General features: G+C 61.2%; 17 protein-coding genes. 11 read left to right on the forward strand and 6 right to left on the reverse strand.

What is annotated here, in order from left to right:
* Positions 1-12: 12 nt before the first annotated feature.
* Positions 13-354 (reverse strand): DUF2853 family protein, encoded by a 342-nt coding sequence (locus CBB63_RS00255; protein ID WP_009825680.1) that lies wholly within the window; start codon positions 352-354, stop codon positions 13-15.
* A 187-nt stretch (positions 355-541) separates the two neighbouring features.
* On the opposite strand from CBB63_RS00255, the gene CBB63_RS00260 reads away from it, so the two are divergent.
* Positions 542-1891 carry a cytochrome-c peroxidase gene (locus CBB63_RS00260; RefSeq protein ID WP_286697707.1) on the forward strand — a complete coding sequence of 450 codons (1350 nt, stop codon included), beginning with the start codon at positions 542-544 and terminating at the stop codon, positions 1889-1891.
* Here CBB63_RS00260 and CBB63_RS00265 read toward each other — a convergent pair whose 3' ends face one another.
* Entirely contained in the window at positions 1892-3391 is a 1500-nt protein-coding gene (locus CBB63_RS00265; RefSeq protein WP_286697803.1) for a CRTAC1 family protein, read from the reverse strand. It abuts the gene before it with no gap.
* Positions 3392-3402: 11 nt separating this feature from the next.
* Positions 3403-4629 (reverse strand): ROK family protein, encoded by a 1227-nt coding sequence (locus CBB63_RS00270; protein WP_286697804.1) that lies wholly within the window; start codon positions 4627-4629, stop codon positions 3403-3405.
* A 262-nt stretch (positions 4630-4891) separates the two neighbouring features.
* Between CBB63_RS00270 and xylF the strand changes: the two genes are divergently transcribed.
* From xylF to CBB63_RS00300, 6 genes are all read left to right on the forward strand, one after another.
* Entirely contained in the window at positions 4892-5914 is a 1023-nt protein-coding gene (gene xylF / locus CBB63_RS00275) for a D-xylose ABC transporter substrate-binding protein (RefSeq protein WP_286697708.1), read from the forward strand.
* A 117-nt stretch (positions 5915-6031) separates the two neighbouring features.
* The gene (locus CBB63_RS00280) at positions 6032-7351 is read left to right on the forward strand and encodes a sugar ABC transporter permease (protein ID WP_286697709.1); all 1320 of its coding nucleotides are present in this window, start codon (positions 6032-6034) and stop codon (positions 7349-7351) included.
* Positions 7348-8091: an ATP-binding cassette domain-containing protein gene (locus CBB63_RS00285; protein ID WP_005850705.1), complete on the forward strand. Its 744-nt coding sequence runs from the start codon at positions 7348-7350 to the stop codon at positions 8089-8091. The genes CBB63_RS00280 and CBB63_RS00285 overlap by 4 nt, the downstream gene beginning before the upstream one ends.
* Before the next feature lie 21 nt (positions 8092-8112).
* Positions 8113-9546: a xylulokinase gene (gene xylB, locus CBB63_RS00290; protein WP_286697710.1), complete on the forward strand. Its 1434-nt coding sequence runs from the start codon at positions 8113-8115 to the stop codon at positions 9544-9546.
* 19 nt (positions 9547-9565) lie between these two features.
* Positions 9566-10864 carry a xylose isomerase gene (gene xylA, locus CBB63_RS00295; RefSeq protein WP_286697711.1) on the forward strand — a complete coding sequence of 433 codons (1299 nt, stop codon included), beginning with the start codon at positions 9566-9568 and terminating at the stop codon, positions 10862-10864.
* 52 nt (positions 10865-10916) lie between these two features.
* A complete protein-coding gene (locus CBB63_RS00300; protein ID WP_286697712.1) occupies positions 10917-11594 on the forward strand; it encodes a DUF1045 domain-containing protein in 678 nt (225 codons plus the stop codon).
* Between the two features lie 63 nt (positions 11595-11657).
* On the opposite strand, the gene ahcY is transcribed toward CBB63_RS00300, so the two are convergent.
* Complete coding sequence (gene ahcY, locus CBB63_RS00305) at positions 11658-13046, reverse strand: adenosylhomocysteinase (protein WP_286697713.1); 1389 nt, start codon at positions 13044-13046, stop codon at positions 11658-11660.
* A gap of 482 nt (positions 13047-13528) precedes the next feature.
* On the opposite strand from ahcY, the gene CBB63_RS00315 reads away from it, so the two are divergent.
* Both CBB63_RS00315 and CBB63_RS00320 read left to right on the forward strand, forming a co-directional pair.
* The gene (locus tag CBB63_RS00315) at positions 13529-14122 is read left to right on the forward strand and encodes an HD domain-containing protein (RefSeq protein ID WP_286697715.1); all 594 of its coding nucleotides are present in this window, start codon (positions 13529-13531) and stop codon (positions 14120-14122) included.
* Entirely contained in the window at positions 14122-14607 is a 486-nt protein-coding gene (locus tag CBB63_RS00320) for a GNAT family N-acetyltransferase (protein WP_286697716.1), read from the forward strand. Before CBB63_RS00315 ends, CBB63_RS00320 begins: the two co-directional genes overlap by 1 nt.
* A gap of 4 nt (positions 14608-14611) precedes the next feature.
* On the opposite strand, the gene CBB63_RS00325 is transcribed toward CBB63_RS00320, so the two are convergent.
* Together CBB63_RS00325 and CBB63_RS00330 are read right to left on the reverse strand one after the other, a co-directional pair.
* Positions 14612-15166 (reverse strand): ActR/PrrA/RegA family redox response regulator transcription factor, encoded by a 555-nt coding sequence (locus tag CBB63_RS00325; protein WP_286697717.1) that lies wholly within the window; start codon positions 15164-15166, stop codon positions 14612-14614.
* A gap of 75 nt (positions 15167-15241) precedes the next feature.
* Entirely contained in the window at positions 15242-15862 is a 621-nt protein-coding gene (locus CBB63_RS00330; RefSeq protein WP_286697718.1) for an SCO family protein, read from the reverse strand.
* Positions 15863-15961: 99 nt separating this feature from the next.
* Between CBB63_RS00330 and regB the strand changes: the two genes are divergently transcribed.
* Together regB and CBB63_RS00340 are read left to right on the forward strand one after the other, a co-directional pair.
* Positions 15962-17359 (forward strand): sensor histidine kinase RegB, encoded by a 1398-nt coding sequence (gene regB, locus CBB63_RS00335; RefSeq protein ID WP_286697719.1) that lies wholly within the window; start codon positions 15962-15964, stop codon positions 17357-17359.
* A gap of 529 nt (positions 17360-17888) precedes the next feature.
* Positions 17889-19016, forward strand: coding sequence for a PAS-domain containing protein (locus tag CBB63_RS00340; RefSeq protein WP_502695833.1), 1128 nt, complete (start codon positions 17889-17891; stop codon positions 19014-19016).
* Positions 19017-19055: the final 39 nt, after the last annotated feature.

The raw sequence follows: 19055 nt of genomic DNA on the forward strand, positions 1-19055 counted from the left end.
ACAGGGTCAGATTTACGCGTAAACGGATTCTTTGCCGAAATGTTTGGTCAGCATATAGTAGACCACCGCGCGGTATTTGTTCCGCTCGGATTTGCCGTAGGTCTCTACGGCTTTGTTGATACCGTCCATCAACTCGGGGCTATCCGAGAGACCAAGCTTTTTGATGAGGAAGTTGTTCTTGACCAGCTCAAGCTCGCTTTCCTGCGACGCGGCGATGGTCTGCGCGTCAGCGTTATAGATCGACGGACCGCAACCGATGGTCACTTTCGTCAGCAGGTCCATATCTGGCGTCATGCCGCATTTCGTTTGCAGATCGTCGGCATATTTCGCGATCCATTCATCTCTTTTGCCCATTCGTGGTCTCCAACCGTTGATTTGACCGATGTTTCCGGCCTTGTTTCAGACCCTAAAGCGGTTTTGACGCGCGCAAAAGAAATTTTTCCCGCCTGCGTTTGTCTGTGCGGTTTTCGGCATGTCTTGATTGCGGGTCGCCCCGCGTCAAACGCTTGTACCGAAGCGGTTTTTCCGCAAAACTGCGAGGATGAAGACCGCCCTCGCCACCGCTTTCGCCCTTTGTCTTGCGCCGTTTCCTGGCGTCGCGGGACCGCTGCCCGACCCCGTTGATCCGGCCAGCTTTGCGCCCGTTGATCTGGACGAGGCGATCCTCGGGCAGTTGCTGTTTTACGATCCGATCCTGTCGGGAAACCGCAATATCGCCTGTGCCACCTGTCACCACCCTGATTTCGCCACCAGCGATGGCGTGTCGCTGGGTCTGGGCGAAGGTGGGGTCGGGCTGGGGCTGGAACGACGCGGGGATCCCGACAACATGCCGCCCCACCGCATCCCGCGCAATTCGCCCGCGTTGTTCAATCTGGGCGCAAAGGAATTCACCGTGCTGTTCCACGATGGCCGGATCGAGGTTGACGCCGAAATGCCGTCCGGTTTCCGCACGCCGCTGGACGACGATATGCTTGACGGTTTTGCGTCTTTGCTCTCGGCGCAAACCATGTTTCCGGTGCTCAGCCCCGACGAGATGGCCGGCCAGAACATGGAGAATGACGTGGCCAAAGCCGTGCGTCAGGGTCTGATCACGGCGCAGGGCGGCGCGTGGGATATTCTGGCGCGACGGGTGGCGGGTTTGCCCGACTATGCGCAGCGGTTCCAATCGGTCTATGATCATATCACCACGCCCGACGACATCGGATTTACCGATATTTCAAACGCGATTGCCGTCTTTGTGGCCCATGAATGGCGGTCCGACAGCTCTGCCTTTGATGCCTATCTGCGCGATCCGTCAGCCCTGCTGGACGCCGATGCGCAAAAGGGCATGGCGCTGTTTTATGGCGCGGCCGGCTGTAGCGCCTGCCACGCGGGGGCGTTCCAGACCGACCATAGTTTTCACGCGATGGGGGCACCGCAGCTTGGCCCCGGCAAGGCAGCCGTGTTTGAAACCCACACCCGCGATACGGGGCGTATGGGTGTGACCGGCAATGGGGCCGATGCCTATGCCTTTCGCACGCCGTCCCTGCGCAATGTGATGCAGACCGGCCCTTGGGGGCATGCGGGCGGGCACAGCCAGATAGAGAAATTCTTGCGCGATCATATGGATCCGGCCCGCGCGGCGAAACGCTTTGCCCCCGGCGCGGCTGACAGAAACGGGGTGCGCCTGCCGCCGCTGGACGGGGATGACTGGCGCGAGATGGACGACCCCGCCGCCCGCGATGCCATCACCCAAGCCGCGATGATCCGCGCGCCCAAAGGGCTGAATCCCGGTGATATCGCCGCGTTAGTGTCTTTCTTGCGCAGTCTGGATGACCCGCAGGCGCTGTCGGGACGCTTGGGGATCCCTGACACGGTGCCAAGCGGGCTGGCCGTGGGCGGTGTGCCCTGATCAATCGGGCTGCGTGACCGTGATCTGATCGCCTGCTGTCACGCGCATGGGGTCGCTTTGCGTGCCATCGGGCCAGCGGACCTGCACCGTTGTTTCTGCCGCGTCGCCGATGCCGAAATGCAGCGGTGCCAGCACCGCCCCCGCATGACCGCCGCCAAGGGTGACTTGCTGGCTTTGCACAGTGTCGCCCACCGTCACGATCACCCGCGCGCCCACGGCAAAGCGATTGCCGCCCGCGCCCCGCACCGCGATGCGCACAAAGCGGCCTGCCTCGGGCGTCACATTGCGATAGATACGCATCGGCGCGCGCCGGTTCACCACGGCAAGATCCAGCAGCCCGTCGCCATCAAAATCCGCCAGGGCCGCCCCCCGTGACCGCGCGATATCGGCCACACCTGCGGTGTCACCAACCTCGGTAAAGCGGCCATCGGCCCCTTGGATCAACAGATTATTCGGATCGCGCATCGCCATGCCGGGCATCTGGTCGACATTGCCCTTGGCGATAAACAGATCGGCGCGGCCATCGTTGTTCACATCGGCGAAACTGGCGTGCCAGCCGGTAGACGGGCGGCCATCGCCGGGCACATAGGGGCGCTGCGCATAGGTGCCGACGTCATAGGGCGCGCCGCGATAGCTGCCGTCGGCTTGCGCCACCTGCATCAGCTGGTCCCCCATAGAGGTGAGCATCAGCTCGTCCCGTTGGTCGCCCGTCAGGTCACGGCTGGCGATCCCCATCCCCCAAAGCGAAACTTTGGCCCAACCGTCCGCTTCGGTCAGGAACCGCTGTTCGGCGATGTCCCACATCTGCTCTGCCCCGCCGGAGACATAATAGTGTCTATCATTGGAGATTCGCAGCGATCTCAGCCCACGCGCATCCTCTGCGGCAAGCATCGAGAGCGCGCAATACCCCGGCGACAGCTCTTGCGCGGTATATCGGGGCGAGGTGCCGCCCTTGGGCCTGAGCAGCGTGTTGGTATCACATGCACCAAACGGCCCATCGGGATTGGCGCGGTCAACATAATGGCCGACAGCAAGCGTGGGAAAGGATGCGCCATCCTCCCACCAGGCGGTGAAGGCGGTAGTCCATTGATCGGTTTGCGGGATGCCCCATGCCTCTGTCACATCGGTGAACTGGCAATCCGCGCCGCCCTGAAGCACGCGGTCCGGCCCGACGCGCATGACATATAGATCAAGCAGCCCGTCACCGTTCATATCGACAGGATAGGCCCCCGTGGCCCCCGTAATCTCGGGGTCGATCACAGCCCGTTCAAAGGCGATTTTCCTTGTGTCAGAGACGTTTTTGAGCAGCAATAGCGGCGCGGTGCCGCCTGCGGCCACCAGATCGGGCAGCCCGTCGCCCGAACAGTCAAACGCCGACACACCGCCGCCGACAAAATGTTCCCACCCGCCGGTATAATGGTGATCGGGCAGGCCCGCGCTGATGTCCTGAAACAACGGATCGGCATGGGCAGCAGAGGCAAAAACACAGGCTGCCGCCATCAAACGATGGATCACGCAGCATTCTCCCCCAGCAGGGCGTCGGTCACATCGGACAAGGCCAGTGCGGCGGCCCCTTTCGCCCAGACGGACCCGCCCCAAGCGTGGATATCGACAGGGGTCGGCGCGCGGCCTGCGGGTAGGATCATAGAGTTCATCTCGCTTAACACATCGTCAACGTTCAGATAGTCATAGCGCATCCGTTCGCCGCTGAGAATGATCCGTTCGGGGTCAAATAACTGCACGATATTGGCAAGCCCGACGCTGAGGAACCGCCCGGCGCGGTTAAAGATCGCCAGCGCGGCCTCGTTGCCTGCGTTCGCTTCGTCATACAGGGTTTCGATCATCGACACGGCAGAGCTTTCGGCGCGCGGGTCGCGTTCAAACGCGGTGCCTGCCTCGCGGATAATGGCGTAATCGGCGACATAGGCCTCAAGACAGCCGCGCTGCCCGCAACGGCACAGGGCACCGTCCAGCTGCACCTTGGTGTGGCCCAGCTCCATCCCCGGGCCAAGGGCGCCGCGGAACAGTCGGTTGTTCAGCACCAGCCCCATGCCGACGCCGCGTTCAATGGTCACCACGGCAAAGTTGGAAATCCCCCGACCGGCCCCGAACCACAGTTCGGCCAGCGTCAGCAGGTTGGTGTCATTGTCCAAGGACACCGGCAGCCCCAGCGTTTTCGACAGCAGATCGCGCAGCGGCATNTCNGTGTCCAGCATCACCGGCGACCATTTCACGATCCCGAGGCTCGCATCCACCANCCCGGGCAAGCCGATTCCCACGGCGCTGATGTCGGACATCACGCGNCCCGATTTCTGCAACANCCTGTCCATGAGGGAACTGACTTCGGNCAACATATCNTCGGTAGACTGCCGCAGCGANGCACTGGCGACATGGGCCTCGGCGATGATCGTGCCGGCAAGNTCCAGCAANACCGCGGTATGGCGTTCGTCCGACAGCTTCATGCCCACGACGAAACGGCTTTGCGGGGCGACCCGCAGGGCAATGGGCGGGCGGCCACGGCTGGGGCCGCGCTGGCTGTCCTCTACCTCTTGCAGCAGACCGCGCGCGATCAGATCAGAGGTGATGGTGGTCACCGACCCGGGGCTGATNTTGAGCTTGCGCGCCACATCCATGCGCGGCATCTGCCCGTTCGCGCGGACCTGTTCAAACACCTGTTGGCGCAGCGGGCGTGTATCATCCTGCGGCAAGGCCAGCAGCGGGCCACAGCCTGAAGACACAAGTTTTGACCCCTCCGACCCAAGGTCGCGAATTAGTTCGCTCGCCAAACTTTATCCTCCCGATGTATTTTGAAATTCCCCTGCAACAGGTTAATCCCTCTGTCTCCCACAGGAAATAAGCCGTGTTTTGCCGATCTGTGTCAAATTCTTTGTGTCATAATGTAAAATTTATTTTGACAACTGAATTAAAGTGCGCAACCTCATACTACGACGTCACCGATGCCACCAAGGACATCGGATCATTTCATCTGGGAGGAAAGAAATGCGTAAACTCTTTATGGCAGCGGCCGTCGCCACTGCTGGCTTCACTCAGACCGCAGCAGCCGAGGATATCACCGTCGGCGTGAGCTGGTCGAACTTCCAAGAAGAGCGCTGGAAAACAGACGAGGCCGCGATCAAGGCCGCGCTGGACGCTGCCGGTGCGAAATATGTCAGCGCCGATGCGCAATCGTCGTCGGCCAAGCAGTTGTCGGATGTGGAAAGCCTGATCGCCCAAGGCGTTGATGCGCTGATCATCCTTGCCCAAGACAGCCAGGCCATCGGCCCCGCAATNACCGCAGCCGCGGACGAAGGTATTCCGGTTGTNGGCTATGACCGCCTGATCGANGACCCCCGCGCCTTNTACCTGACCTTCGACAANGTCGAGGTGGGCCGTATGCAAGCGCGTGCCGTGCTGGAAGCGATGCCAAAGGGCAACTATGTGATGATCAAGGGCTCGCCCACCGATCCGAACGCCGACTTCCTGCGCGGCGGCCAGCAAGAAGTGCTGCAATCCGCGATTGATGCNGGCGATATCACCATCGTTGCCGAAGCCTATACCGACGGCTGGCTGCCCGCCAACGCNCAGCGCAACATGGAGCAGATCCTGACCGCGCAAGACAANAACGTTGATGCGGTTGTTGCCTCNAACGACGGGACAGCAGGCGGTGCCGTTGCCGCGCTGACCGCGCAAGGCATGGAAGGCACGCCCGTNTCCGGCCAGGACGGCGACCACGCGGCGCTGAACCGTGTTGCCAAGGGCACGCAGACCGTCAGCGTCTGGAAAGACGCCCGTGATCTGGGCAAGAACGCTGCNGAAATCGCTGTTGCCCTTGCCGGCGGCACCGAGATGGCAGACGTGGACGGCGCGCAGGAATGGACATCCCCTGCGGGCACAGCCCTGTCGGCCAAGTTTCTGGCCCCCGTGCCTGTCACCATCGACAACCTGAACGCGGTTCTGGACGCCGGCTGGATTTCGAAAGAAGCCCTGTGCCAAGGCGTGACAGACGTCGCGGCCTGTAACTAAGACCANAACGCACACCCCGCCCCTGATGCGGGGTGTGCCACCCGTTTGCTTCAGCCCGGCTGCCGCGCTTTGCGGCCCCGCTGATTGACATTGCGACCCAATCCGGAAGCCAATCACATGACAGATACGACCACCGAAACCGGGGCAGATGTACATCCGTCGCCGACAGCGCCCAAGCGCTCTTTTCTTAGCCAGCTCGAAATCGATACCCGTCTGTTAGGGATGATCGGTGCGTTCATTCTGGTCTGCCTCGTGTTCAACGTGCTGACCGACGGGCGCTTTCTGACGCCGCGCAATATTTTCAACCTCACGATCCAGACGGTCAGCGTTGCCATTATGGCGACCGGTATGGTCTTCGTGATCGTGACCCGTCACATCGACCTGTCGGTCGGCGCGATGCTGGCCACCTGCTCTGCCGCGATGGCGATGACCCAGACCGATATCCTGCCGCGTATGCTGGGCATGGGGCTGGGGCATCCGATGATCCCNTGGATCGCCATCGTCGTCGGCCTGCTGTTTGGCACCATCATCGGCGCGTTTCAGGGCTGGCTGATCGGGTTCCTCACGATCCCCGCCTTCATCGTGACCCTTGGNGGNCTGCTGATCTGGCGCAACGTGGCGTGGTATATGACCGACGGTCAGACCATCGGGCCNCTGGATGANACCTTCCGCAAGTTCGGCGGAATCAACGGAACCNTGGGCGAGACATGGTCTTGGGTCNTCGGGCTNATNGCCGTGGTTCTGGCGCTTTGGGCNCTGTGGTCGTCACGNCGCAACAAGGTCAANCACGGGTTTCACGTGAAACCGGTTTGGGCCGAGGTGCTGGTCGGTCTGATCATCGCCGTGGGCATTCTGGGCTTTGTCGCGATCCTGAACGCCTANGAGGTTCCGACCGCGCGTCTGATGCGCGAGTTCAAGGCCCGTGGCGATGTGATGCCCGAAGGCTATACCGCGTCTTACGGNATCCCCTATTCGGTNTTGCTGCTGATCGCGCTGGCGATTGGCATGACCGTGATGGCAAAACGCACGCGGCTGGGGCGCTATATCTTTGCCACGGGCGGTAACCCNGACGCGGCNGAGCTGTCGGGCATCAACACCCGTCTGCTGACGGTCAAGGTCTTTGCCCTGATGGGGGCCCTGGTGGCGCTGTCCGCGGTTGTTGCCTCTGCCCGTTTGACCAACCACTCGAACGACATNGGCACCTTGGACGAACTGCGTGTCATCGCTGCGGCCGTCATCGGCGGCACGGCTCTGGCAGGCGGTATAGGGACGATCCACGGGGCCATTCTGGGTGCCTTGATCATGCAATCGCTGCAATCGGGCATGGCTATGGTGGGCGTTGACGCACCGCTGCAAAACATCGTCGTCGGTGCGGTTCTTGTTTTCGCCGTCTGGATCGACATCGTCTATCGCCGCCGTATGGGAGGGAAATCATGACACCGCTTGTAGAGCTCAAGAATATCTCGCTGTCCTTCGGGGGGGTGCGTGCCGTCGATAACGTGTCGCTGGACCTGTATCCGGGCGAGGTCGTCGGCCTGTTGGGGCACAATGGCGCGGGGAAATCCACGCTGATCAAGATCCTCGCTGGAGCCTATCAGATGGACGAGGGCGAAATCTGGATCGAGGGCAAGAAAGCCAGCATCCATTCGCCCCGTGACGCCCGCCGCCACAACATCGAGACCATTTACCAGACGCTGGCGCTGGCCGATAACCTTGATGCGCCCAGCAACCTGTTTCTGGGGCGCGAACTGACCAATAAATTCGGCCTCGTGGATGATGCGCGGATGGAGGCAGAGACCCGCAAGATCATGGCGCGTCTCAACCCCAACTTTAAGAAGATAAGCGAGCCTGTCTCGGCGCTTTCGGGCGGTCAGCGGCAATCGGTTGCGATCGCCCGCGCGGTCTATTTCAACGCCAAGATCCTGATCATGGACGAACCAACCGCCGCCCTTGGGGTGCATGAAAGCAAGATGGTTGCCGATCTGATCAAAGAGCTGAAGGCCCAGGGGCTGGGCATCTTCCTGATCAGCCACGACACCCGCGAGATGCTTGAGCTGTGCGACCGTGTGTCGGTGATGAAGAACGGTGCGCTGATCGGCACCGAAAAGGTTGGCGACGTGACCGAGGATGACATCCTGAGCATGATCATCATGGGCAAGGCGCGCGACGCCGCATAGGCGCTGACAAAGGGGAAAACCATGTTTCTGGGGCTTGATCTTGGCACCTCTGGGCTGAAAGCCCTGCTGGTGGACGACGCCGAAAACATCATCGCGGAAAGCGTGGCGCCCTTGCAGGTGTCGCGCCCCCACGATGGCTGGGTCGAACAGGACCCGCGCGATTGGTTCACCGCCTGCGCCGATGCGATTGCAGGGCTGGAGGTTGATCTGGCCGCTGTGCAGGGCATCGGGCTTAGCGGGCATATGCATGGCGCGACTCTGCTGGATGGTGCGGGCACGCCGCTGCGCCCCTGTATGCTGTGGAACGACACCCGCGCCGCAGCACAGGCCGCCGCGATGGATGCCGACCCCCTCTGGCGCGCGGTCACGGGCAACATCGTGTTCCCCGGTTTCACCGCGCCCAAAGTGGAATGGGTGCGCGACCATGAACCCGATATTTTCGCGCGGATCGACAAGGTGCTGCTGCCCAAGGACGCGCTGCGTTTCTGGCTGACCGGCGACGCCGTTTCAGAGATGTCGGATGCCGCAGGCACAAGCTGGCTGGATACCGGCGCGCGCGACTGGTCCGACGCTTTGCTGGAAAGGTCCGGCCTCACGCGAGCACAGATGCCATCACTGGTTGAAGGATCGCAGGTGTCAGGGCACCTAAGCGGCTCTATCGCCGCGCAACTGGGCCTACCTGCGGGGATCCCCGTTGCGGGGGGCGGTGGCGATAATGCCGCCTCGGCCATCGGGATGGGTGTCGTGAAACCGGGTCAGGCGTTCGTCTCGCTTGGCACCTCGGGCGTGCTGTTTGCCGCGACGCCGGGCTATGCCGCGGCACCTGAAAGCGCGCTGCACAGCTTTTGCCACGCGCTGCCGGATCTGTGGCACCAGATGGGGGTGATCCTGTCGGCCACGGATTCGCTGAATTGGCTGGCCGGTGTGTTGAACGAGGACGCGCGGACGCTCACCTCTGATCTGGGCGCGCTACAGGCTCCCGGCCGCACGATCTTTATGCCCTATCTGGGCGGCGAGCGGACGCCCCATAACGACGCCAATATCCGGGGCGGTTTCCTGCATCTGGCTCATAACACCGACCGCGCCGCCATGACCCGCGCGGTGCTAGAAGGGGTAACCCACGCCCTGCGCGACAGTTTCGACGCGATGCGGCACACCGGCACCCACATCGACAGCCTGATCGCCGTCGGTGGCGGGTCAAAATCCGATTACTGGCTGTCGGCCATTGCAACGTCGCTGAACATGCCGATCCAGCTGCCCGCCGCGGGTGATTTTGGCGGTGCCCTTGGGGCTGCGCGCTTGGGTCGTATGGCCGCCACAGGTGCCGGGGCCGAGATCGCCGTGCCGCCCCCCATTTCCCGCGTAATAGAGCCTGTTCCGGCCCTGGTAGACGCCTTTTCAGAGGCCCACGCCCGATATTCAGACACGTATAGCGCCGTAAAACATTTGCGCTAAGACAAGAAGGACCATCCCCATGACCAGCTTTTTCGACGGCATCCCGACGATCTCTTACGACCCGCAAGCGGACCATGATTTCGCCTATCGCAGCTATAATCCCGACGAGATGCTGATGGGCAAGACGATGGCAGAGCATCTGCGCTTTGCCGTCGCCTATTGGCACAGTTTCGCATGGGAAGGCGGCGACCCTTTTGGCGGCCAGACCTTCCTGCGCCCGTGGTTCGACACCACGATGGACGCCGCCCGCGCCAAAGCTGAAACCGCGTTTGATATGTTCAAGATTCTCGGTCAGCCGTATTTCTGCTTCCACGACGCCGATGTGCGCCCCGAGGGCGATACCTTTGCCGAAAGCACCGCGCGGCTGCACGAGATCACCGATTACTTTGGCGAGAAGATGGAGCAGACGGGCACCAAGCTGCTTTGGGGCACGGCCAACCTGTTTTCCAACCGCCGCTATATGTCGGGCGCTGCCACCAACCCCGATCCCGATATCTTTGCCTATGCCGCCGCGACGGTGAAGGAATGTATCGACGTCACCCACAAGCTGGGCGGCGAGAACTATGTGCTGTGGGGCGGGCGCGAAGGCTATGAAACGTTGCTGAACACCGACCTGAAACGCGAACGCGAACAGGCGGGGCGTTTCTTGCAGATGTCCGTCGAATACGCCCGCAAGATCGGCTTCAAAGGCGCCATTCTGATCGAGCCTAAACCGCAGGAACCGACCAAACACCAGTATGATTATGACGTTGCCACCGTCTATGGTTTCCTCAAGGACTACGGGCTTGAGAACGAGGTGAAGGTGAACATCGAACAGGGTCACGCCATTCTTGCCGGGCATTCGTTCGAACACGAATTGGCGATGGCCTCGGCGCTTGGAATTTTCGGGTCGATCGACATGAACCGCAACGACTACCAGTCAGGCTGGGACACCGACCAGTTCCCCAATTCCGTCCCCGAAGTCGCGCTGGCCTATTACGAAGTGCTGAAAGCCGGCGGTTTCACCACCGGCGGCACCAACTTTGACGCCAAACTGCGCCGCCAGTCGCTGGACGCCGAGGATCTGATCCTTGCCCATGTCGGTGCGATGGATGTCTGTGCCAAGGGCCTGAAAGCCGCCGCCGCGATGCTGGAAGATGGCAAGCTCGAAGCGGCGCGTGACGCGCGCTATGCCGGTTGGGGCTCTGAACGCGGCCAAGGCCTGCTGAGCAGCGATCTGGAGACGATCAACGCGCAGGTCAAAGCCGATGCGCTGAACCCGCAGCCCGCCTCGGGGCGTCAGGAAGCGCTGGAAAATCTGGTAAACCGCTATCTTTAAGCTGTTACATGGCGCTGTTAGGGGTCTAGGCTGACCGATAAGGGGGCCCAAGATGTTCAAACGCTACGCCATTTACTATACGCCGCCGCCGGGGGATTTCGCCCGGCGGGGCGCGGTCTGGTTGGGATGGGATGTGCAGGCAGGCGAAGCTGTGGCACATCCCGATATCGAGGGGCTTGATATTGCCAANCTGACCCAANGACCACGCAAATACGGGCTACACGGGACGGTCAAGGCGCCGTTCNTTCTGGCNGANGCNACCAGCGCGGCACAGCTGACCGAAGGCCTCGCCGCCTTTTGCAAGGGGCAAGCGCCGGTGCAGTTGGATGGGCTGGCGCTGTCGCAGATCGGGCGGTTTCTGGCGCTGGTGCCGCAGGGCGACACGACCGCGCTTGGNAGNCTTGCGGCCTCTGCCAATGTGGTGCTGGACGCCTTCCGCGCGCCGCTGTCAGAGGCGGAGTTCACGCGCAAGAACGCCCCCTACCTGACCGATCAGCAGCGGATTTACCTCAAAACCTACGGATACCCCCATATTATGGAGTATTTCCGCTTTCACATCACCCTCACCGGACCGCTTGCGCCCGATCAGATCGACCCCGTAAAAACGGCTCTGCACCGCTATTTAGGATCGGATACCCCTGCCCCCTTCACCATCGATAGTCTGACGCTNTGTGGCGAGGATGCGCAGGGACGTTTTCACGAGGTCGAACGCTTCGCGTTTGGCACCTGACCCACGAAAAACGCCGCCCTGCATCCCTGCAAGGCGGCGTTTTGTCAGACGGTATGCACCGGCTTAGTAGCGGTANTGNTCNGGNTTGAACGGGCCTTCGGGTGTGACGCCGATNTAAGCGGCTTGTTCGCTGCTCAGCTGGGTCAGTTTCACGCCGATACGATCAAGNTGCAAACGGGCGACTTTCTCGTCCAGATGCTTGGGCAGGATATAGACCTTGTTCTCGTATTTGCCGGTGTTTTCCCACAGTTCGATCTGCGCCANCACCTGGTTGGTGAAAGACGCGGACATGACGAAGGACGGGTGACCGGTGGCNTTGCCAAGGTTCAGCAGACGNCCTTCGGACAGCAGGATCAGACGGTTGCCCGAAGGCATCTCGATCATGTCGACCTGTTCCTTGATGTTGGTCCACTTGTGGTTCTTCAGCGCGGCAACCTGGATTTCATTGTCAAAGTGGCCGATGTTGCCAACAATCGCCATATCCTTCATCTCGCGCATATGCTCGATGCGGATCACGTCCTTGTTGCCGGTGGTGGTGATGAAGATGTCGGCACTGTCCAGCACGTCTTCCAGCAGGACAACCTCGAACCCGTCCATCGCGGCTTGCAGCGCGCAGATCGGGTCGGCTTCGGTCACTTTCACGCGGGCACCGGCACCGGCCAGCGATGCGGCAGAGCCTTTGCCAACGTCGCCATAGCCACAGACAACAGCAACCTTACCGGCCATCATCACGTCTGTCGCGCGGCGGATACCGTCGACCAGCGATTCACGGCAGCCGTATTTATTGTCGAACTTGGACTTGGTGACGCTGTCGTTGACGTTGATCGCGGGGAAGGGCAGCTGGCCTTGCTTCACCAGATCATACAGACGGTGGACGCCTGTGGTGGTTTCCTCGGACACGCCCTTGATCTGGTCGCGCATCTTGGTGAACCAGCCGGGGGATTGCTCCATCCGCNTTTGGATCTGCGCCTTGATCGCGACTTCTTCTTCCGACGACGGCACGGGGATCACATCTTCGCCAGCTTCGGCACGGGCGCCCAGCAGGATGTACAGNGTCGCATCGCCGCCATCATCAAGGATCAGGTTCGGGCCGTCGGGGAACTGGAAGGATTTATCNAGNTAATCCCAATGCTCTTCCAGCGATTGCCCCTTGATCGCGAAAACAGGCGTGCCGCCTTCGGCAATCGCCGCCGCCGCGTGATCCTGGGTCGAGAAGATGTTGCACGACGCCCAACGGACATCGGCCCCCAATGCGACAAGCGTTTCGATCAGAACAGCGGTCTGGATCGTCATGTGCAGCGAGCCCACGATGCGCGAACCGGACAGCGGTTTGCTGTCGCCGTATTCCGCGCGCAAGGCCATCAGGCCGGGCATTTCGGTTTCTGCGATATCAAGTTCCTTGCGGCCATAGGCGGCAAGGCTAATGTCTTTAACGATGTAATCGTTGGCCATCGGGGCATCCCTTTTCAAAAGATCGGCTATGTATCGTATATTTGAAAAGGGCCGTAGCACTTTGATGCGGTGATCTCAACGGTGGCGGTCAAGCGTCACACGAAACGGTTACTCTGCCGAGGCGACGATCATCTCGTCCGTGGTCATCCCCGCCATCCAGTTTGCCCCCTGCGCGGTGACGCAGGCCATNCCGTTCGACAGGGTNTTTACAGCAGACCATGTGCCNGTGTCATCCGAGGCCCAGATTTGCACCGCGCCGTCGTCCTGNCCTTCAACCGGTGTTTCGCCGTACCAATCCACCAGCGACGCCTTNAGNTCTTGCGCGGGCATGCAGACNTCGCTTGCCANTGCGGGTGCGGCCACGGTCCCGAGGCCAAGTGCGAGTGTGAGAGCAGAAATAACAGGTTTCATGATCGTCTCCTTCGTGGGAAGAACACGGCGAAACCCGCAAATGTTCCACGTGTCAAAGGCAGAGCAATAGAATGGCGCAGCAATCCCGTGCATGGCAACGTATGTTATCCGGNCGCAGGCTTGACCTGCTNGACCCGACGCCGGTCGATATAGAGATCGAGGATATCGCCCACGGGCTGGCCTTTGTCGCGCGGTGGAACGGGCAAACGCGGGGGGATTTTGCCTATTCCGTGGCCGAACATTCGCTGCTGGTCGAGACGATTTACGGCCGGATGAACCCCAAGGCCCCGCCAAAGTGGCGGTTGGCCGCGCTGCTGCATGATGCACCGGAATATGTGATCGGCGATATGATCTCTCCGGTGAAGGCGGCGGTCGGGCCGGAATATGGTGCGCTGGATGACCGGNTGATGTCCGCGATCCATATCCGCTTTGGNCTGCCTGCGGCGCTGCCGAAATCNGTCAAGCAGCAGATCAAGCGCGCCGANAAGGTCAGCGCCTGGATGGAGGCGACGCAGATCGCCGGTTTCTCGGAGGCNGAGGCGTCCAAGTTCTTTGGCCGACCCAAGCCCGATCTGATGGAGGGGCTGTCGATCATGCTGCGCCCGCCGGTGGAAACGCGCAATGACTTCACCGCGCGGCATCTGGATTTGCTGGGCGCGCTGTGATGGTCAAGGTCCGCCCGCCAATCGCGCTGGATGCCGGCAATATGGCGCAGTTGCTGAACGAGATCATCACCATCGGGGGNACCACCGCGATGACCCGCCCTGTCACCGGCAAGGATCTGACCNAATGGATGNCCAGCAACGCCGATCAAAGCGCGTGGCATGTGGCNCTGGACGATCAGGAAAACGTCGTNGGGTTCCAGTGGATCAGCCCGCACCCCGATCTGCCGCNCGAGGCCTGCGACATCGCGAGCTTTGTGCAGGTTGGTCGTACCGGTCTGGGCATCGGNTCNGCGCTGTTTGATGCCACCGCGCAGGCAGCGGCACGGCTGGGNTATGTCTGGATCAACGCCACGATCCGCGCCGACAACCACGGCGGGCTGACCTATTACCNAAGNCGCGGGTTTCGCGACTGGCANTANGACGAAGGGGTCGCGCTTGCCTCGGGTCAGGTCNTGGACAANATCAGCAAACGCTACGACGTGTAGCGCGTTACTGCGGGGACCGTTTTGCCAGGATGCGCTGCAGGGTCCGGCGGTGCATGTTCAGCCGCCGCGCCGTTTCGGACACNTTTCTATCGCAAAGCTCGTAGACACGCTGGATATGTTCCCACCGCACACGATCCGCGCTCATGGGGTTTTCCGGAGGCGGCGGCATGTCATCGCCCGAGGCCAGCAGCGCGTTCACGATGTCATTGGCNTCAGCGGGTTTTGACAGGTAATCNGTCGCACCGATCTTGACCGCGGCGACGGCGGTGGCGATGGCACCGTAGCCGGTCAACACCACAACCCGCGCATCGGGGCGTTTGTCGCGCAGCACCTCGACCACATCCAGCCCGTTGCCGTCCTGCAACCGCAGATCGACCACCGCATAGGCCGCGGGCCGCGCGGTCGCGATGGCCACACCGGCNGCGACNGAACCGGCGGTTTCTACGTCAAAGCCGCGCTTCTCCATCGCCTTGGCAAGGCGTCGCAGAAACGGTTCGTCATCATCCACCAGAAGGAGGGACCGATCCTCGCCGAGATCAANCGCATTTTCCTGAACCATATCATGCTCCGCTGGTTGAATGTTGTACCGGGACTTTATCCAGATATGTGGCGGTGGCCTAGCTTGGTCAAACTTTTACTGATGTTCCACAAANCAGGCGACCTTGTCGGCCAGCTGNTCTGGCGGGACATCGCGGCGGAAGAAATCGACGAAACCTTCGCCCGGCATCACCAGATAACTAAAGGTCGAATGGTCCACGAGGTAGTCATCGCCTTCATCCTCATGCGCCTTGTAATAGGTGCGGTAGGCATCGCTTGCTGCTTTGACCTGTGCGGGAGATCCGGTCAGACCGATCATCTTGGGGTGCATGTTGGCGGCGAAATCNCCAACAACTTCAGGGGTATCGCGGGCAGGATCGACGGAAATGAACACCGGCGTCACGGACATACCACGCGCCTCCAGCTCATCCACGGCGCGGGCGTTCCGGTCCACNTCCAGCGGGCAGACGTCCGGGCAGAAGGTATAGCCAAAGTAAACGAGGCTGGGTTCGGTGATCACATCCGCGTCCGTCACGGTCTGGCCTTGGGCGTTCACCAGTTCGAACGGCCCGCCCAATTCGGCACCACCGGCCACGGCAGAGTTCTTGCACTGAGCGTATTTGTCNCTGTCGCCATCGGTCCGGTATACCAGCATCAGGGATACCGCCAGAAACGCCAGCACGACCAACACCGCGCCAATTGCCAACACTCTTCTCATATTCATTCTCCTGCGCGGTTAGGCGCTCTTGATCCCGGTCGGACACAGACCTACGCTTTCCCTTTATCAACGNAANCGACATTTTGAAAAGGTGCGCCGATGACGCAGGCCGCTAACATTCCCGTGGGTAGAGGCCTGGGCAANGGCGCGCGTGCCAACTGGATCCGCCTGCGCACGATGATCGTGCTGCGGTGGGTGGCGATTGCGGGGCAACTGACGGCGATCACCGTCGCGCAACGCATCTTTGGCCTGCAGCTGGAACTGGGGNTGTGCTATTTCGCGATTGGCGTGTCGGTGATCGGNAATCTGATCGCCATTCTGGTNTTTCCCGAAAACAAGCGTNTGTCTGANTATGAAAACCTGCTGATGGTGCTGTTCGATCTGGTGCAGCTGGCCTTTCTGCTGTTCCTGACGGGCGGGCTGCATAATCCGTTTTCGCTGTTGTTGCTGGGGCCGGTGACCATCTCTGCCACGGCGCTGAGCCTGCGGTCGACCATCGTGCTTTGTGGCACAGCCATTGGGCTGGCGACGGGGTTGGCGCTGTTTCACCTGCCGTTGNTCACCCAGAACGGGGGCCGGCTTGAGCTGCCGGGTATCTTTATCTTCGGCATCTGGATCGCNCTGGTGATCGCGATTGTGTTCTCTACCGCCTATTCCCGCCGCGTCACCACCGAGATCCATTCGATGGCNGACGCCTTGGCCGCCACCCAGATGGCGCTGGCGCGCGAACAGAAGCTGACCGACCTTGGCGGCGTGGTGGCCGCTGCCGCACATGAACTGGGCACGCCCCTTGCCACGATCAAACTGGCCAGCAGCGAGCTGTGGAATGAACTGCAAGACCAGCCCGATCTGGCCGAGGATGCCGCGTTGATCCGCGATCAGGCCGACCGGTGCCGCGATATTCTGCGCGACATGGGGCGGGCGGGCAAAGACGATCTGCATCTGCGCCAAGCCCCCTTGATGACGGTGCTTGAAGAAGCCGCCGAACCGCACCGGATGCGCGGCAAGANNTTTACCTTTACCCTCGGNCCAGATGCCGGNGACGCCGCCGACCAGCCCGCGATCCTGCGCCGNCCNGAGNTNATCCACGGCCTGCGCAACCTGATGCAGAACGCGGTGGATTTCGCCGCNACAACGGTCTGGGTAGAGGCGAACTGGTCTGAGACAGTCATCTCGGTCCGGATATTTGACGATGGTACGGGCTTTCCGCCGCATATCCTTGGCCGCATCGGTGACCCTTTCATGCGGCGGCGCCCTTCGGACCNCAGCAACGCGCGGCGCCCCGAATACGAAGGCATGGGNCTGGGGCTGTTCATCGCCAAGACCTTGCTTGAACGCTCGGGTGCGGAGCTTCGTTTTGCCAACGGGCCGGACAGCGCCCCCAAGACGGACACCCCCGTCGGTGCGGTGGTCAAGGTCACATGGCCCCGCGAAAAGCTGGATGCGCATCACGGCGAAACGCCCCTGCCCACCGGAGAGAACACNCGCTTCACGTGATCCNTGCGGCAGCGGCGTGGGGGGCACCAAAGACGANCTCGGCGATTTTCCGCGGTAGGTCACACGGCCATTCACACGGCAGTTAATAAACTGTTAACTATTTGGGCGCTTAACTGAGTGGAACCCTAAAGAATTGAGTCCCGCCGTGGCTTCCACCTTCGACATTGCGCTCGTGATNTTTGCCATTCTTTCGAGTGGCTATATCGCCTATCTCTGGCTCGATAACGCAGAGACCGCCGACAAGGCCGATCCGCGGGGGGAGCCCGAGCTGTCCTATCTTTTTGACCACGGGGTGTTGCAGCACGCCTCTGGCACGACAGCGCAGTTTTGCCCGCTAGAGGCGGGGTTTCACGAATGGTCCGACTTGCATCACAACGTGTCAGGTCGCTTTGCGATGTTCCCCGACAAACCCCCTTCGACGCCCGAAGGCCAATTGATCGTCCCGGCCACCGACCCCAAGATTCACACGCTGATCCGCATCACTTGGGAAAAGCACCTGTGCCGCGTGGTGGTGCTGGACCCCAATGATATGGGCGTCGATCTGCGGTCAGAGGCAGAGGTCACGCTGACGCGGCTACGCTCTACCGTGTCGGTGCCGCTTTGGCATACGGACCATGCAAACCGGCTGCTTTGGTACAACGATGCCTATCACGAGTTGTTTAACGCCTGTCACCCCGGTCAGGCGATTGAAACGCAGCGGTTGTTTCCCAGCGATTTCAGCAACGCGACCCATCGTCTGTCCTTGCGCGACCGGACCACGGGGGTGAAAGACTGGTACGCGGTCACCCACAGCCAATCGCGTAGCATCAACTGCTATCAGGCGACCTGCATCACCACATTGGTCCGCGCCGAAGAGGCGCAACGCAATTTCGTGCAAACCTTGACCAAGACCTTTGCGCAGCTGTCCATCGGGCTCGCGATATTTGACCGCAAAAGCCAGCTGGTGCTGTTTAACCCGGCGTTAATCGACCTGACCGGATTGGGAGCGCAGTTCCTGAGCGCCCGCCCCGCGATCCAGACCTTCTTCGACAAGCTGCGCGAGGCGCGCAAAATCCCCGAGCCCAAGGATTATGCCACCTGGCGCACCACCGTGTCCGAGCTGATCAGCGCCGCCTATGATGGCCGCTATGAAGAGATATGGTCGCTTGAGTCAGGGCAAACCTTTCGGGTCAAGGGTCGGCCGCACCCCGACGGGGCCACGGCCTTCCTGATAGAGGATATCAGCGCCCAGGTCAGCCTGACCCGCACCTTCAGGGCAGAACTGGAACAGGGTCAGGCGATGCTTGATACGCTGGACGATGCCATCGTCGTCTTTTCGTCGTCGGGTATCCTGACCTTCTCTAACACTGCGTATAATGACCTTTGGGGTGTCGATCCCGACATGACCTTTGCCGATATCTCTATCCACGACGCCATTCAGGGCTGGCACCGCCGGTCCGCCCCCAATCTGCTGTGGCAAGAGATAGAGGATTTCGTCACCAACCGCGAAGATCGCATGAAGTGGAGCATGCCGCTGTATCTTGCCAATGGGACAGAACTGACCTGCCTGTTTTCCCCCATCGTGGACGGGGCCACGCTGATCCGGTTTCACCAGCCGAAAAAGCCGGTGGCAGAGATTGAAAACCCCGAAGCCGAGAAACCGCCACAAGACGCCTGACGCCCCGCTTTCGCCTTGCGGCGCACCACCACGCCCAAG

Origin of the sequence: Sulfitobacter sp. TMED3 (genome assembly GCF_002167505.1) — a bacterium.
GTDB classification, from domain to species: Bacteria; Pseudomonadota; Alphaproteobacteria; order Rhodobacterales; family Rhodobacteraceae; genus Sulfitobacter; species Sulfitobacter pontiacus.

Excerpts from the sequence above, each read along its gene's own strand:
- CBB63_RS00255 (WP_009825680.1), bottom strand. The coding sequence starts at position 354 with ATGGGCAAAAGAGATGAATGGATCGCGAAATATGCCGACGATCTGCAA.
- xylB (WP_286697710.1), top strand. The coding sequence starts at position 8,113 with ATGTTTCTGGGGCTTGATCTTGGCACCTCTGGGCTGAAAGCCCTGCTG.
- CBB63_RS00260 (WP_286697707.1), top strand. The coding sequence starts at position 542 with ATGAAGACCGCCCTCGCCACCGCTTTCGCCCTTTGTCTTGCGCCGTTT.
- CBB63_RS00265 (WP_286697803.1), bottom strand. The coding sequence starts at position 3,391 with ATGGCGGCAGCCTGTGTTTTTGCCTCTGCTGCCCATGCCGATCCGTTG.
- xylA (WP_286697711.1), top strand. The coding sequence starts at position 9,566 with ATGACCAGCTTTTTCGACGGCATCCCGACGATCTCTTACGACCCGCAA.
- CBB63_RS00285 (WP_005850705.1), top strand. The coding sequence starts at position 7,348 with ATGACACCGCTTGTAGAGCTCAAGAATATCTCGCTGTCCTTCGGGGGG.
- CBB63_RS00340 (WP_502695833.1), top strand. The coding sequence starts at position 17,889 with ATGGGCGTCGATCTGCGGTCAGAGGCAGAGGTCACGCTGACGCGGCTA.